The organism is Pseudomonas sp. TZ252, from assembly GCF_056110345.1.
Genome location: NZ_CM148566.1, coordinates 2,253,234 through 2,267,949, shown reverse-complemented (window position 1 = coordinate 2,267,949; position 14,716 = coordinate 2,253,234). Strand labels below are relative to the sequence as shown.

Annotated in this window: 17 protein-coding genes; 4 read left to right on the top strand and 13 right to left on the bottom strand. The window is 67.4% G+C overall.

Going from position 1 to position 14,716, the window contains the following annotated elements:
- Position 1: 1 nt before the first annotated feature.
- Entirely contained in the window at positions 2 to 178 is a 177-nt protein-coding gene (locus tag ACYAF3_RS10450) for a hypothetical protein (protein WP_003096763.1), read from the top strand.
- Here the strand turns inward: ACYAF3_RS10450 and ACYAF3_RS10445 are convergent.
- From ACYAF3_RS10445 to ACYAF3_RS10385, 13 genes are all read right to left on the bottom strand, one after another.
- Complete coding sequence (locus ACYAF3_RS10445; protein WP_003119390.1) at positions 175 to 465, bottom strand: cell division protein ZapA; 291 nt, start codon at positions 463 to 465, stop codon at positions 175 to 177. The two genes, ACYAF3_RS10450 and ACYAF3_RS10445, sit on opposite strands and share 4 nt — an antisense overlap.
- Entirely contained in the window at positions 462 to 695 is a 234-nt protein-coding gene (locus ACYAF3_RS10440; protein WP_003105710.1) for a hypothetical protein, read from the bottom strand. The genes ACYAF3_RS10445 and ACYAF3_RS10440 overlap by 4 nt, the downstream gene beginning before the upstream one ends.
- Before the next feature lie 95 nt (positions 696 to 790).
- A complete protein-coding gene (locus tag ACYAF3_RS10435) occupies positions 791 to 1,024 on the bottom strand; it encodes a hypothetical protein (protein WP_003105712.1) in 234 nt (77 codons plus the stop codon).
- A 13-nt stretch (positions 1,025 to 1,037) separates the two neighbouring features.
- Positions 1,038 to 1,442 carry a hypothetical protein gene (locus ACYAF3_RS10430; protein ID WP_023130564.1) on the bottom strand — a complete coding sequence of 135 codons (405 nt, stop codon included), beginning with the start codon at positions 1,440 to 1,442 and terminating at the stop codon, positions 1,038 to 1,040.
- A 31-nt stretch (positions 1,443 to 1,473) separates the two neighbouring features.
- Positions 1,474 to 1,680, bottom strand: a complete 207-nt coding sequence (locus tag ACYAF3_RS10425) for a helix-turn-helix domain-containing protein (RefSeq protein WP_003096753.1) — start codon at positions 1,678 to 1,680, stop codon at positions 1,474 to 1,476.
- A gap of 7 nt (positions 1,681 to 1,687) precedes the next feature.
- A complete protein-coding gene (locus ACYAF3_RS10420; protein WP_003096751.1) occupies positions 1,688 to 2,257 on the bottom strand; it encodes a hypothetical protein in 570 nt (189 codons plus the stop codon).
- A gap of 124 nt (positions 2,258 to 2,381) precedes the next feature.
- Positions 2,382 to 3,155 (bottom strand): electron transfer flavoprotein subunit beta, encoded by a 774-nt coding sequence (etfB, locus tag ACYAF3_RS10415; RefSeq protein ID WP_003105716.1) that lies wholly within the window; start codon positions 3,153 to 3,155, stop codon positions 2,382 to 2,384.
- Between the two features lie 35 nt (positions 3,156 to 3,190).
- On the bottom strand, positions 3,191 to 4,423 hold the full coding sequence (etfA, locus tag ACYAF3_RS10410; RefSeq protein WP_003114448.1) for an electron transfer flavoprotein subunit alpha: 1,233 nt from the start codon (positions 4,421 to 4,423) through the stop codon (positions 3,191 to 3,193).
- A gap of 118 nt (positions 4,424 to 4,541) precedes the next feature.
- Positions 4,542 to 6,503, bottom strand: a complete 1,962-nt coding sequence (gene dgcB / locus ACYAF3_RS10405; RefSeq protein WP_003114447.1) for a dimethylglycine demethylation protein DgcB — start codon at positions 6,501 to 6,503, stop codon at positions 4,542 to 4,544.
- A 103-nt stretch (positions 6,504 to 6,606) separates the two neighbouring features.
- Entirely contained in the window at positions 6,607 to 8,667 is a 2,061-nt protein-coding gene (dgcA, locus tag ACYAF3_RS10400) for a dimethylglycine demethylation protein DgcA (protein ID WP_003107280.1), read from the bottom strand.
- Between the two features lie 15 nt (positions 8,668 to 8,682).
- Positions 8,683 to 9,213 (bottom strand): DUF5943 domain-containing protein, encoded by a 531-nt coding sequence (locus tag ACYAF3_RS10395; protein WP_003107282.1) that lies wholly within the window; start codon positions 9,211 to 9,213, stop codon positions 8,683 to 8,685.
- 126 nt (positions 9,214 to 9,339) lie between these two features.
- Positions 9,340 to 10,317: a dipeptidase gene (locus ACYAF3_RS10390; protein ID WP_003106042.1), complete on the bottom strand. Its 978-nt coding sequence runs from the start codon at positions 10,315 to 10,317 to the stop codon at positions 9,340 to 9,342.
- Positions 10,318 to 10,538: 221 nt separating this feature from the next.
- Positions 10,539 to 11,009, bottom strand: coding sequence for a nuclear transport factor 2 family protein (locus ACYAF3_RS10385; RefSeq protein WP_031756092.1), 471 nt, complete (start codon positions 11,007 to 11,009; stop codon positions 10,539 to 10,541).
- Between the two features lie 154 nt (positions 11,010 to 11,163).
- On the opposite strand from ACYAF3_RS10385, the gene cls reads away from it, so the two are divergent.
- The 3 genes from cls to ACYAF3_RS10370 all read left to right on the top strand — a co-directional run bounded on the left by cls (position 11,164) and on the right by ACYAF3_RS10370 (position 14,704).
- Positions 11,164 to 12,636 carry a cardiolipin synthase gene (gene cls, locus ACYAF3_RS10380; protein WP_003121332.1) on the top strand — a complete coding sequence of 491 codons (1,473 nt, stop codon included), beginning with the start codon at positions 11,164 to 11,166 and terminating at the stop codon, positions 12,634 to 12,636.
- 293 nt (positions 12,637 to 12,929) lie between these two features.
- A complete protein-coding gene (locus ACYAF3_RS10375) occupies positions 12,930 to 14,282 on the top strand; it encodes a flavin-containing monooxygenase (protein WP_003122387.1) in 1,353 nt (450 codons plus the stop codon).
- Positions 14,282 to 14,704, top strand: coding sequence for a RidA family protein (locus tag ACYAF3_RS10370; RefSeq protein WP_003096732.1), 423 nt, complete (start codon positions 14,282 to 14,284; stop codon positions 14,702 to 14,704). Before ACYAF3_RS10375 ends, ACYAF3_RS10370 begins: the two co-directional genes overlap by 1 nt.
- Positions 14,705 to 14,716: the final 12 nt, after the last annotated feature.

The window sequence follows — 14,716 nt, the reverse complement described above, 5'->3', positions numbered from 1 at the left end:
GGTGGCGGCGAAGCCGGCGGAGGAAACGCGCTGGTGCCTGTGGCGCCAGGACGACAACGGCAATGCCTTCGTCATGCGCCGCGACCTGACGCGCGACGAGGCCTGCGCGCTGGTCAAGGACTACCAGGCGCGCGGGCATCGGCAGCTGTATTGGGCGAGTCCGCAGGCGCGCGACTAGCCGGATGCCCCGGCGATCCGCTCGACCAGCGCCTCCAGGCGCTGCTCCACCGCCCGCAGGCGCGGCGACTCGCCGTCGTTCGCGCCGAGCTGGCGGGCGCAGAGATTGAGCGCGGAGAGCACCACCAGCTCGTTGCTGGTGACGTAGGGAAACTTGCGCTTGTTGGCGTCCACTTCCGCTTGCAGCAACGCGGCGGCGTCCGCTAGGGCACTCTCCTCGCCGGCCGGCACGCGGATCGAATAGTCCCGACCGAGGATCGACAGGACCTGGACGCCGTCGCGGCTCATGCGCTAACCGGTTGCTGCGCGCTGAGGCGCTCGACCAGGGCTTCCAGGCGGGCCTGGGTGCCGCTCTGCTTTTCTTCCTGCTCGAGCATGGAGAGTTGCAGGGTTTCGTTTTCCTCGGTGGCCTGGCGCAGCTGCTGCTGAAGCTGGTCGTGGCTGTCGCGCAGGGCCTGGTTCTGTTGCAGCAGCTCGGCTACCAGGGTTTCCAGGCGTTCCAGGGTGTTCTCCAGCATGATCTCGTCCCAGTCGTTCAAAGGGCGCGCAGGATAAAGAAAAGCGCCTGCCGAAGCCAGGTCCGTGGTCGGTTGCCAGGCTTCGGCACCCGGCTTCACCAGTGAAAGCTGCCGCCCAGCGAGTAGTGCCCGGGGTCGGCGACGAAGGGATCGCGATCGGTGGCCGGCGGGCAGTTGCGCCGTTTCAGGCAGTCTTCGGCGCGCTCGGCGTAGCTGCGTTCGTCGCCGCTGACGCGGACGTCCGGAAGGATGCCGGAGAAGGAGGGATAGCCCTGGGCGCAGCCGACCAGGAACAGGAACGGCAGGAGAGGGAAGAGGCGTCGGCTCATGGGGATACTCCGATCATTGAGGTTGCTCGACGATGCGGCGGATGGTGCCGCCGCAGATGTCGGTGAAGCAGCGGTCGTAGTCGGAACTGCAGTTGAAGTTGCCGGAGCCGCCGAAGCCGTTGTAGCCGAACGAGGAGGAATAGCCTGGCGCCAGGCATTCCTTGCGCGCCTGCTTCTTGCTCTTGCCCTGGCTGCAATAGTGGTAGCTGCGCCGTTCCGCTTCGCGCAGGCGGTTTTCGTTCTGCCATTCCAGGCGCGCGAGGCTTTCGCACTGGCTCTGTTGCGTGCGGCACTGGGCGACGCAGGTGCGTCCCGCTTCGCTCGGCGGCATCACGTACTGGTAGCGGACGGAGGGGCCGCAGCCCGAGATCAGGGCGAGCACGAGCGCAACGCCCGAGAGGTTCAGGTGTCTGTTCATGGTTTCTGGTTGGGAAAGGGTGGAGCGGGGATCAGTCGTCCGCGACGTATTCCAGGATGTCGCCCGGCTGGCAGTCCAGGAAGGCGCAGATCTTCTCCAGGGTGTCGAGGCGGATGCCCTTGACCTTGCCGTTCTTCAGCAGGGACAGGTTCTGTTCGGTGATACCGATGGCTTCCGCCAGCTCCTTGGAGCGGACCTTGTTCTTCGCCAGGATGACGTCTAGTCGGATGATGATCATGAGGTCGTCATATGAAGGCTCTTACTTCTTCGTCCAGTTTCCTGGCTTCGCTCATCATCAGGCCGAACGAGCAGAGAAAGATCGCCTTGAGAAACTCGTAGGCCGCTTCGGAAGTGAGTCCTATCGAAACGCTCAGGACACGCTCGCCGTCGGGCAGGTCGAGAGATAGTACAAGACCTTGCAGCGTATTGATAAATGGCTGGAGCAAGAGTGCCAGGAAGGACAGCAGGCCGATGTGCACCAGGGTCCTGGCGTTGCGCTGCGACCAGCGTTCGCCCTTGGCCAGGCGGCGGAAGAACAGGCCGGTGAGCGCCAGGCCGAACGCGGAAAGCAGGGTCGGCAGGTAGTCCAGCAGCATCAGCAGCGCCCGGCTGCTCCAGGACAGGACGAAGCCGTCGCTGGCCAGGCGCGGCATTTCATCGCTCCAGGCCTGCAGGTAGCCCTGCTCGCTGAGGCCGGAGAACCAGAGGTGGGTGTTCGCTCCGAGTTCGATGCAGGCCATGCCCCAGGCCAGGATGGCGCAGAGCATGCCGAGCAGATAGAGCTTGTGGTTGCTGAGATGCGTGGACAGCGCCATGCCGGGTTCCCCTGTGTGTTTCGCGTCTGGATGGCGAAACTAGGGAATAAATTATCGTAATACAATAATTTATCGTCACCACGTCATAACTTGTGATCTGGCGCACAGTGCGTTCTGACCCGCTTCAGCGGATCACGCCTTCCTCGCGCAGGAGCTTGAAGATGGCTTCGGCGCCGGCTTCCGCCGAAAGATCCTTGAGTACCTGCCCGGTACCGCCGGAGGCCTTGGCGGTGGCGGCTTTCATTCGCTCGGCGCCGGTCTTCGCCTTGATTACCTTGAGCCGCTTCGGTCGCGGCCGGGCCGGTTGCAGGCTGTCTTCGGCGAGCAGCGGGTCGTCGACCACCTCCACCTCATGGGCCTCGATCTCGCCACGCCTAGCCGGGCCGAAGGCGCTCTGCCGGGCCACCGGCGCGGCATTGTCGACGCTGGCGACGAACGGCAGGCGTACCCGCAGTCGGCGTCGCTGGCCGCGAGGCAGAGCCTGGAGGACTTGAGCGCTGCCGTCTTCGACCTTCTCGACCTCGGCCAGGCCGACCACCAGTGGCCAGCCCAGGCGCTCGGCGAGGAGGAAGGGCAGCATCCCGGAGCCTTCCCCGGTTTCCGCCTGGCTGCCGGTGAGCACCAGTTGCGCGCGGGAGTCGCGCAGGTGCTCGGCCAGTGCGGGCAGGGCGTCGGCGCCGGCCGGCTGTTCCAGCACGGACAAGCGTTCCAGGCCCATGCCGAGATAGCCGCGCAGCGCCTCGGCGTGCGGGTCGCCGGCGTGCAGCACCTGTAGGCGTGGGCCGCTCAGGCGCAGGCCGAGTTCCACCGCGCGGGCGTCCTGTTCGGCACGGCGCGGGCGTCCGGAGGCGGGATGGGCGCCGATGGAGACCAGCGCGACGATGTTCAGCTCAGTCATGGTTCGATACCGATGAAAGGTACGTGGAAGCGGGTTCAGGCCGCATCGCGGGCGGCGCCGTTGCGGTGTGCCTCGGCCAGGCGGATCAGCGCGCGGAGGATTTCCGTCGAGTCGCCGATCACCGAGAGATCGGCGCGCTTGATCATGTCGCAGCCGGCGTCGCGGTTCACCGCCACCACCTTGTCGCAGGCGCCTATGCCCTGCAGGTGCTGGATCGCCCCGGAGATGCCCACCGCCAGGTAGACCCGCGCGGTGACCCAGGTACCGGTGGCGCCGACCTGGCGGTTGCGCGGCATGTGCCCGTCGTCCACCGCCACCCGCGAGGCGCCCTCGGTGGCGCCGAGGACGGCGGCGGCCTGGTGGAACAGCGTCCAGTCCTGCACGCCGTTGCCGCCGGAGAGAATGAATTCGGCCTCGGCCATGGGAATCCGCGCCGGGTCCACGGCCACCGGGCCGAGGTCCTCGATGCGTGGCAGGTTGCGCGCCACCTGCTCGGCCATGTGCAGTTCGCGAACCTCATGGCGGGTCTCGCTGACCGGCTCGGCGCATTCCGCCGCGGCCAGCAGCAGGCGCGGCAGGGCGCGCTGGATGTCCTCGCGGCCGGCGCCGGCGCGGCCGATGCAGCGGCCGTCCTCGACCTGCCAGACGCGACCGGCCGGCCGCTCGCCGAGCGCGGCGGCTAGGCGCCGGCCCAGTTCGCCGCCGCCGTTGCGACTGTCCGGGAACAGCCAGTGGCGCGGGGCGAGCTGGTTCTCCAGGTTGCGCAGGGCGAGTATTCGCTGCTCGGGCGCGTAGCCGTCGTACTCGCCGCCGGAGAGGTGCAGCAGGCGGTCGACGCCGGCGCTGTCGAAGGCGCTTTCCTTGTGTTCGCCGAACACCACGGCGAGCACCGCGCCGTCGTTGCCGGCGAGCTTGCGGGCCAGTCCGAGGAGGTCCTTGTCGTGGCTGGAGAGACGGCCGCCGACCATGTCCGGGACCACCGCGACGAGGAATGCCGGTTGCTCGACCACATGCAGCGGCAACTGCGCTTCCTGCGCTACGCTGGCGCGGCGCGCGCCGCTGCCCTGCTGGCCGCCGGAGCGATCGATGCGGCGGATGCCGTTGGGGCCGAGGAAGCCGACGGCGTGCGGGTTCTTGCGGATCACGCCGTGGGGGCCCATCCAGCGCACCTCGCCGCCTTGGGCGGACTGCATGGCCGCATGCAGCGGATGCAGGCGGTTGCGGGCGATCCATTCGGCGCGTGGATCGCGACGGACGATATCGTTCATGCGGAATGCTTCCTGTGGCTGCGGCTACCCGATCCTGCGGCCCCCTCCCTGGAGGGAGAGGCCGCTATCCGTGCTGCCCCGGTCAGCAGCGGGTTCGATGTGAAGCTCGACACTCTCATCAATGCACCTCCGCCACGGCTTCACGCCGCAACGGCTTTTTTGCCGGCGCTTCCGCCTGTTCTATCAGCGCTTCCGCTACCAGCTCGGCGATGTCCTTGATCTCCGGCCGCGGCGCCACTACGCCTTCGAGCATCGCGGTGCACTGCGGGCAGCCGACGGCCACCAGCTCGGCGCCGGTCTCGCGGATGTCGGCCATGCGCATGTCGGGAATCCGTTGCTTGCCGGGGATGTCGGTGATCGGCGCGCCGCCACCGCCGCCGCAACAGCGCGAGCGGAAGCCGGAGCGTTGCATTTCCTTGACCTCGATGCCGAGTGCGCGCAGCACGTTGCGCGGCGCCTCGTACTCGCCGTTGTAGCGGCCCAGGTAGCAGGGGTCGTGGTAGGTGACGCTGCCGGCCTTGCTGCGGCCCGGTTGCAGCGTGCCGGCGCGCAGCAGTTCGTCGATGAAGGTGCTGTGGTGCAGTACCTGGTAGTCGCCGCCGAGGGCGCCGTATTCGTTCTTCAGCACATGGAAGCTGTGCGGGTCGCAGCTGACGATGCGGGTGAAGCGGTATTTCGCCAGGGTCGCGATATTGCGCCTGGCCAGGTTCTGAAAGGTCGCCTCGTCGCCCAGCCGGCGCGCCACGTCGCCGCTGTCGCGCTCCTCCAGGCCGAGCACGGCGAAGTCCACCGCGGCCGCCTTGAGGATCTTCACGAAGGCGCGCAGGGTGCGCTGGTTGCGCATGTCGAAGGCGCCATCGCCGACCCAGAACAGCACGTCGGCGCTCTTCTTCTCGCTCATCAGCGGCAGGTTCAGGTCGGCCGCCCAGTTCAACCGGCCGCCGGGGGCGAAGCCGCCGGGGTTGTCGGTGGCGATCAGGTTGTCCAGCACCTCGGCGCCCTTGTTCGGTGTGGCGCCTTTCTCCAGGGTCAGGTGGCGGCGCATGTCGACGATGGCGTCGACGTGCTCGATCATCATCGGGCACTCCTCGACGCAGGCCCGGCAGGTGGTGCAGGACCACAGGGTGTCGGCGTCGACCAGGGCCTTGCCATCCAGCGCGACGATCGGCTGGTGCGGGCCGCCGCCGTGCTCGCCCAGCGGTTTGCCTGGATAGGGGCTGCCGGCGAACTTCGCGTCGTTGCCTCCGGCCAGGCCGATGACCATGTCCTGGATCAGCTTCTTCGGGTTCAGCGGCTGGCCGGCGGCGAACGCCGGGCACATCGCCTCGCACTTGCCGCACTGCACGCAGGCGTCGAACCCGAGCAACTGGTTCCAGGTGAAGTCGCTGGGCTTTTCCACGCCCAGCGGCGCCTGCGGATCGGCCAGGTCGAGCGCCTTGAGGCCGGTGGAGCGGCCGCCGCCGAAGCGTTCGGCGCGGCGGTGCCAGGCCAGGTGCAGGGCACCGGCGAAGGCGTGCTTCATCGGCCCGCCCCAGGTCATGCCGAGGAACAGCTCGGACACGCCCCAGGCCACGCCAATGGCGAGGAGGCCGGCGAGGAACCAGCCGCCGAAGCCTTCCGGCAGGATCCCGGCCACCGGCAGGGTGGCGAGGAAGAAGCTCGCGGCGAACGCCAGCAGGCTCTTCGGCAGGCGCATCCAGGGGCCCTTCGACAGCCGCGACGGTGGGTCGAGGCGGCGGCGGGCGACGAACAGCGCGCCGACGAACATCAGCGCCGTGGCCGCCAGCAGGGCGAAGCCGAGGATCCGGCCGTGCAGCCCGAAACCGTGCACCAGGATCGCCAGCAGCGCCGCCAGGACGAAGCCGCCGGCGGTGGCGACGTGGGTCCTGGACATGTACCTGTCGCGCTCTACCACATGGTGCAGGTCCACCAGGTAGCGACGCGGCATCTGCAAGAGGCCGCCGATCCAGTCGACCTTGGCGGGTCGGCCGCGGCGCCACATGAGGAAGCGCTTCGCGGCGCCGAGCACGGCAAGTGCCAGGGCGGCGAAGAGCAGGACGGGGAGGAGGGTGTCGAGCATTTCTGGTCTCCCTGCGGGACGTCAGGCGGCGCTGGATCGGCCTCCTCTCCCGCTTGCGGGAGAGGGGGGCCGGCCGTGCCGGTCGGATGCCACGAGGCGTGTCTTAGAAATCCTTGCACAAGCGCAGCGCGTCATAGATCGCCGCATGGGTGTTGCGCTGGGCCACGCAGTCGCCGATGCGGAACAGCAGGTAGCCTTCTCCGGACTGGCTGAGGCAGGGCTGCGGCTGGATCGCGAACAGCGCCTCGACGTCGATCTGGCCCTTGTTCCGCGAGCCCTGCTTGAGCGCGTAGTAGAGGCTCTCGTCGGGGCGCACGCCGTTTTCCACCACCACCTGGTCGACCACCCGCTCTTCCCGCGCGCCGGTGTATTCGTTCTCCAGCACCGCCACCAGCTTGTCGCCCTCGCGGTAGACCTTCTCCAGCATGAGGTCGCCGGTCATGATCACTTCCTTGGGATACATGCTGCGGTAGTAGGTGGGGAAGGTGGTGCCGCCGATGGCCACGCCCGGCTTGATGTCGTCGGTGACGATCTCCACCTGGGCGCCCTTGTCGGCGAGGAAGTCCGCCACCGACATGCCGCTGAACTCGCAGATGGTGTCGTAGACCAGCACGTTCTTGCCTGGCTCGACCGTGCCGTCGAGCACGTCCCAGCTGCTCACCACCAGGCCTTCGGCGGCGCCCCAGTGTTCGTTCTGCTCGAGGAACGGATGTCCGCCGTTGGCCAGCACCACCACGTCCGGGCGCAGGTCGAGGATGGTCTCGGGGTCGGCCGCGGTGCCCAGGCGCAGGTCGATGCCCAGGCGCGCCAGCTCCAGCTGGTACCAACGGGTGATGCCGGCGATCTGGTCGCGTTGCGGCGCCTTGGCGGCGGTGGTGATCTGGCCGCCGAGCTGCTCCTTCTTCTCGAACAGGGTCACGTCGTGGCCGCGCTCGGCCGCCACGCGGGCCGCTTCCATCCCGGCCGGCCCGCCGCCGACCACCACCACCTTGCGCTTCGGTCCGGCGGACTTCTCGATGATGTGCGGCACGCCCATGTATTCGCGGGAGGTCGCGGCGTTCTGGATGCACAGCACGTCCAGGCCCTGGTACTGGCGGTCGATGCAGTAGTTGGCGCCGACGCACTGCTTGATCTGGTCGACCTGGCCCATCTTGATCTTGGCGATCAGGTGCGGGTCGGCGATGTGCGCGCGAGTCATGCCGACCATGTCCACGTAGCCGCCTTCGAGGATGCGCGTAGCCTGGTTCGGGTCCTTGATGTTCTGCGCGTGCAGCACCGGCACGTCGACCACTTCCTTGATGCCGGCCGCCAGGTGCAGGAACGGCTCCGGCGGGAAGGTCATGTTGGGGATGACGTTGGCCAGGGTGTTGTGGGTGTCGCAGCCGGAGCCGACCACGCCGATGAAGTCGAGCATGCCGGTATCGCTGTAGTACTTGGCGATCTGCTTCATGTCCTCGTGGGACAGGCCGTCCGGGTGGAACTCGTCGCCGCAGATGCGCATGCCGACGCAGAAGTCCTCGCCGACCTCGGCGCGCACCGCCTTGAGCACCTCGAGGCCGAACTTCATGCGCCCCTCGAAGCTACCGCCCCATTCGTCGGTGCGCTTGTTGACCCGTGGGCTCCAGAACTGGTCGATCATGTGCTGGTGCACGGCGGACAGCTCGACGCCGTCCAGGCCGCCTTCCTTGGCGCGGCGGGCGGCCTGCGCGTAGTTGCCGATGACCCGCCAGATCTCCTCCACCTCGATGGTCTTGCAGGTGGCGCGGTGCACCGGCTCGCGGATACCCGACGGCGACATCAGGGTCGGCCAGTGGTAGCCGTCCCAGCGCGAACGGCGCCCCATGTGGGTAATCTGGATCATGATCTTGGCGCCGTGCTTGTGCATGGCGTCCGCCAGGTTCTGGAAGTGCGGGATGATCCGGTCGGTGGACAGGTTCACCGAACTCCACCACTGCTGCGGGCTGTCGATGGCGACCACCGAGGAGCCGCCACAGATGGCCAGGCCGATGCCGCCCTTGGCCTTTTCCTCGTAGTACTTCACGTAGCGCTCGGTGGTCATCCCGCCGTCGGTGGCGTAGACCTCGGCGTGGGCGGTGGAGAGCACGCGGTTGCGGATGGTCAGCTTGCCGATCTGGATCGGCTGGAACATTGCTTCGAAGGCCATGACCCTTTCCTCGGCTTACAGGGGTTTGACGACGAACAGGCCGTCTTCGTGACCGTCCTCGGCGCCGCTGTAGACCTGTTCGGCCACGGTGCGCAGGCTGCTGCCACGGGCGGCGAGGATCTGGTCCATGGCGCCGGCGAACCAGCCGGTGAACATGTAATCGACCTTGCGATTGACCTTGCCGTAGACGTAGACGAAGGCGGAGTGCCGCAGGCGGACCTCGGCGGTGCCTTCCTCGAGGTTGATCCGCTCGATCTCGAACAGGCCCCAGCCGCGCTGGGACAGGCGCTTCATGTAGTGCTCGAACACCGCCACGCCCTCCAGGCCGTGACATTCGGCTTCCTTCTCGCACCAGTGCCAGGCGGACTTGTAGCCGGCCTTGTAGAGGATCTCGGCGTAGGCGTCGGCGCCCAGCACTTCCTCGATGCCCATGTGGTTGTTGACGAAGAAATGTCGCGGTACGTAGAGCATCGGCAGGGCGTCGGTGGTCCAGACGCCGGTCTCGCTGTCGACCTCGATGGGCAGTTGGGGGGCATGTTTGGCCATGGTGTAAGCTCCGATTCTTTTGACTCCCTCTCTCCCTTCAGGGAGAGAGGCGGGGAGAGGGAAGATGGGTGCGATGCAATGCCGCTCCCTTGAGGAAGAGGCGACGAGTCGGGAGTGGGCCGGGAGTTACTCGCCCCAGACGTCGCGCAGGACCCTTACCCAGTTCTCGCCCATCACCTTGCGCACCACGCGCTCGGGCATGCCGCGCTCGAGCAGGGTCTCGGTGAGGTTGGGGAATTCGCCGACGGTGCGGATGCCCAGCGGGTTGACGATCTTGCCGAAGTTGGTCAGGCGCCGGGCGTAGCCCTTGTCGTGGGTCAGCCACTCGAAGAAGTCGTGGCCGTGGCCCTGGGTGAAATCGGTGCCGATGCCGATGGCGTCCTCGCCGACGATGTTCATCACGTACTCGATGGCCTCGGCGTAGTCGTCGATGGTCGAGTCGATGCCTTTCTTGAGGAACGGCGCGAACATGGTCACACCGACGAAGCCGCCATGATCGGCGATGAACTTCAGCTCCTCGTCGGACTTGTTGCGCGGGTGTTCCTTGAGGCCGGACGGCAGGCAGTGGGAGTAGCAGACCGGCTTCTTCGATTCGAGGATGACCTCTTCGGAGGTCTTGCTGCCGACGTGGGAGAGGTCGCACATGATGCCGACCCGGTTCATCTCCGCGACGATCTCCCGACCGAAGCCGGAGAGCCCGCCGTCACGCTCGTAGCAGCCGGTGCCGACCAGGTTCTGGGTGTTGTAGCACATCTGCACGATGCCCACGCCGAGCTGCTTGAACACCTCGACGTAGCCGATCTGGTCCTCGAATGCGTGGGCATTCTGGAAGCCGTAGAGGATGCCGGTCTTGCCCTGCTCCTTGGCCTTGCGGATGTCCGCGGTGCTGCGCACCGGGATCACCAGGTCGCTGTTGTCGCGGATCAGCTTGTTGCTGGCGACGATATTGTTCACCGTCGCCTGGAAGCCTTCCCATACCGATACGGTGCAATTGGCGGCGGTCAGGCCGCCCTTGCGCATGTCCTCGAACAGTTCGCGGTTCCACTTGGCGATGATCAGACCGTCGATGACGATGCTGTCGGCGTGCAATTCGGCTGGGCTCATCTGGCATACCCCTTTCAGGCTGGGCGCGCCGGGACTTGTGCCGACGCTTTGGGGGCAGCATATCGTCGGGGCCCGGCGCGACCCGGCCCGAAAACGACCAGGGTCGTGCCGAAAGCGTCAAGCGTGCGACCGCAACGACGGAGGGCAATGTCGCGGATGGAACAGGCGCTGGCCGCCCGGGGCCGGCAACGGGGAGTGCGCGCGCCCCTGCCGGCGCGGGTTCAGAGGCCGAGTTCGCCGAGCGACGGATGGTCGTCCGGCCGGCGCCCCAGCGGCCAGCGGAACAGCCGCTGGTCCTCGCGGATCGGCAGGTCGTTGATGCTGGCGTGACGTTCGTACATCAATCCCTGCTCGTCGAACGCCCAGTTCTCGTTGCCGTAGGAGCGGAACCAGTTGCCCGAGTCGTCGTGCCATTCATAGGCGAAGCGCACGGCGATGCGGTTGCCGGTAAACGCCCAGAGTTCCTTGATCAGCCGGTACTCCTGCTCGCGCTGCCACTTGCCGCTGAGGAATTCGACGATCCGCTCGCGGCCGCGGACGAAGGTCGAGCGATTGCGCCAGACGCTGTCGGGGCTGTAGGCCAGCGAGACGCGCTGCGGGTCACGGCTGTTCCAGCCGTCCTCGGCGGCGCGGACCTTCTGCGCGGCGGTTTCGGCGGTGAAGGGGGGAAGCGGGGGACGGACGTCGTTCATGGCGGGCTCCTCGGTCTGCGGTGGTTTTCGATGGGAACAGCGTAGGGCAGGGCGAGCGCGGCCGAATGACGTCGATCCCACGGATCCTGCCAATCCCGCCTCGCCCCCCTGGCTGTTTGCCAGGCTGGCCAGACCTACCCCGGAGAGGGCTATGATGGCCGCCACCGGAGTGGACAAGGATCGACCTCGCGCAATGACCTCCACCACCTACCTCGGCCTGCTGCTGGTCGGTATCCAGGTACTCGGCTTCGTCGCCGCCATCCATGCCGTGCTCACCGTGCGCACCGCCCAGGGCGCGATCGCCTGGGCCACCTCGTTGGTATTCATGCCGTACCTGACCCTGCTGCCGTACCTGGTGTTCGGTCGCAGCCGTTTCGACGCCTACATCGAGGCGCGGCGCCAGGCCAACCGCGAGATGCACCTGGCGGCCGCCGAGCTGGACTGGCGTCCCTGGGTCGAGGAGGCCCTGGCGGCCCGCCAGGTCAGCGGCTACAAGGGGCTCAAGGCGCTGGTGCGGATGACCCGCACGCCGACCCTGGCGAACAACCGGGTGCGCCTGCTGGTCAACGGCGAGGCCAGCTTCGAGGCGATGTTCAAGGCGATTTCCGCCGCCCGCCAGGTGATCCTGGTGCAGTTCTTCATCGTCCGCGACGACGCCCTCGGCCAGCGCCTCCAGCAACTGCTGCTGGAACGTGCGGCCAACGGCGTCGAGGTGTTCTTCCTCTATGACGCCATCGGCAGCCACGCGCTGCCGCACCGCTATGTCGAGCGGCTGCGCCAGGGCGGCGTGCAGATGCATGGCTTCAGCACCGGCAGCGGCATGCTCAACCGCTTCCAGGTGAATTTCCGCAACCACCGCAAGGTCGTGGTGGTGGATGGCGAGTGCGGTTTCGTCGGCGGGCACAACGTCGGCGTCGAGTACCTCGGCGAGAAGCCGCCGCTGGCGCCCTGGCGCGACACCCACATGGAACTGCGCGGGCCGGCGGTGGCGTGCCTGCAGGAAAGCTTCGCCGAGGACTGGTACTGGGCGACCCACAGCCTGCCGCCGCTGATCCTGCCGCCGCAGTACGACAGCGAGGGCGCGCTCTGCCAGGTAGTCGCCAGCGGTCCGGCGGATGCCCAGGAAACCTGCTCGCTGTTCTTCGTCGAGATGATCAACGCCGCCCACGAGCGGGTCTGGATCACCTCGCCGTATTTCGTTCCCGACGAAGCGGTGATGGCCGCCCTGCGCCTGGCGGTGCTGCGCGGCGTCGACGTGCGCCTGCTGATACCCTCGCGCCCGGACCACCGCACGGTGTATGCCGCGTCCAGCCTCTACGCGCTGGAGGCGATCCGTGCCGGGGTCAAGGTGTTCCGCTACCAGCCCGGCTTCCTCCACCAGAAGGTGGTGCTGGTGGACCGCGACACCGCCGCCGTCGGCAGCGCCAACCTGGACAACCGTTCGTTCCGGCTGAATTTCGAGGTGATGGTGGTGACCGTCGACGAGGGCTTCGCCGGCGAGGTGGAGGCGATGCTCGAGGCGGACTTCGCCGAGTCGCTCGAATTCACTCCGGAAGACCGCCGCAGCGTGCGCCGCCTGCAGCAACTGGGGATGCGCGTGGCGCGGCTGGTCTCGCCGATCCTCTGAAAACCTTCGCGGACTCTGTACGTCGGCAAAACCGCGTTGGAAACGGCTTCGGAAAACTCGGTTGCCGTTCGGAGACTCCGCTTCCCCGGCTGTTTTCGCCCGGTTTCTCCAGCTCGCCAGATCGTCGGCAGGTCCTGAGCGACGCCTCTGCCGCCCGCCGACCGCGCGGGCGTGCAGCTTTTCCCTAGCCAGCGACTACAAAAATCATAATTTCGCTATTCCCCGGCTCTGAACAGAATGCGGCCATCACGCAACCGCAGAACAAGAACGACCAGAGTCCGAGGAACCGAGCCATGACCGACCTGAATCGCACCGCCTTGCCCTCGCGCACGGACGGGACCGTGGAAAAGACCGACACCCTCGTCGTCGGCGCCGGCCAGGCCGGCGTGGCGATGAGCGAGCACCTGAGCCGGCTCGGCGTGCCGCACCTGGTCCTGGAGCGCAACCGCATCGCCGAGGCCTGGCGCAGCGGACGCTGGGATTCGCTGGTGGCCAACGGCCCGGCCTGGCACGACCGCTTCCCGGGAATGGAATTCGACATCGATCCCGACGGTTTCCCCGGCAAGGACCAGGTGGCGGCCTATTTCGAGGCCTACGCGAAGAAATTCGACGCGCCGATCCGTACCGGCGTCGAGGTGAGGAAGGTGGTGCGCAATGTCGGCCGCCCCGGCTTCACCGTGGACACCTCCGCAGGGACCATCGAGGCCAACCGCGTGGTCGCCGCCACTGGCCCGTTCCAGCGTCCGGTGATCCCGCCGATCGCGCCGCGCGACGAGCGTATCCGGCAGATCCACTCGGCCCACTACTACAACCCGCAGCAGCTGCCCGAAGGTGCGGTACTGGTGGTCGGCGCCGGTTCGTCGGGGGTACAGATCGCCGACGAGCTGCAACGTGCCGGGCGCCAGGTCTACCTCTCGGTGGGCGCTCATGACCGTCCGCCGCGTTCCTACCGCAACCGCGACTTCTGCTGGTGGCTGGGCGTGCTCGGCGAATGGGATGCGGAAGTCGCCAAGCCCGGGCGCGAGCATGTGACCATCGCCGTGAGCGGTGCCCGCGGCGGACATACCGTGGACTTCCGCGCCCTGGCGCATCAGGGCGTGACCCTGGTCGGACTGACCGAATCCTTCGTCGACGGCGTCGCGACCTTCCGGCCGGACCTGGCGGAGAACCTGGCGCGCGGCGACGAGAACTACCTGGCGTTGCTCGACGCCGCCGACGCCTATATCGCCCGCAACGGCCTTGACCTGCCGGAAGAGCCCGAGGCGCGCCGCCGGCTGCCGGACCCGCAGTGCGTGACCGATCCGATCCTCGAACTGGACCTGGCCGAGGCCGGGGTGGGCAGCATCATCTGGGCCACCGGCTATGCCGTCGACTTCGGCTGGCTGCAGGTCGATGCCTTCGACCGCGACGGCAAGCCGCGCCACCAGCGTGGCGTGTCCAGCGAACCCGGCGTGTATTTCATCGGCCTGCCCTGGCTGTCGCGGCGCGGCTCCTCGTTCATCTGGGGCGTCTGGCACGACGCGCGCCATGTCGCCGACCACATCGCCATCCAGCGCAAGTACCTCGCATACCGCGACGCCGCCCAGCGCCAGGAACAGGACCGCGCCTCGCAAGCTCCGCAAACCAGCCTCCAGGAAGTCAGCTGATGCCTACCCATACCCGCATTCGCATGTTCAACACCAAGGACACCTACCCCAACCAGTCCCTGGACAACGATCTCTGCCAGGCCGTGCGCGCCGGCAACACGGTGTACGTGCGCGGCCAGGTCGGCACCGACTTCGACGGCAACCTGGTCGGCCTCGGCGACCCGCGCGCCCAGGCCGAGCAGGCGATGAAGAACGTCAAGCAACTGCTTGAGGAAGCCGGCAGCGACCTCTCGCACATCGTCAAGACCACCACCTACCTGATCGATCCGCGCTACCGCGAGCCGGTCTATCGCGAAGTCGGCAAGTGGCTCAAAGGGGTGTTCCCGATCTCCACCGGACTGGTGGTCTCGGCCCTCGGCCAGCCGCAGTGGCTGATGGAGATCGACGTGATCGCGGTGATTCCCGACGACTGGCAGCAATGAGGAGGCGCGCGC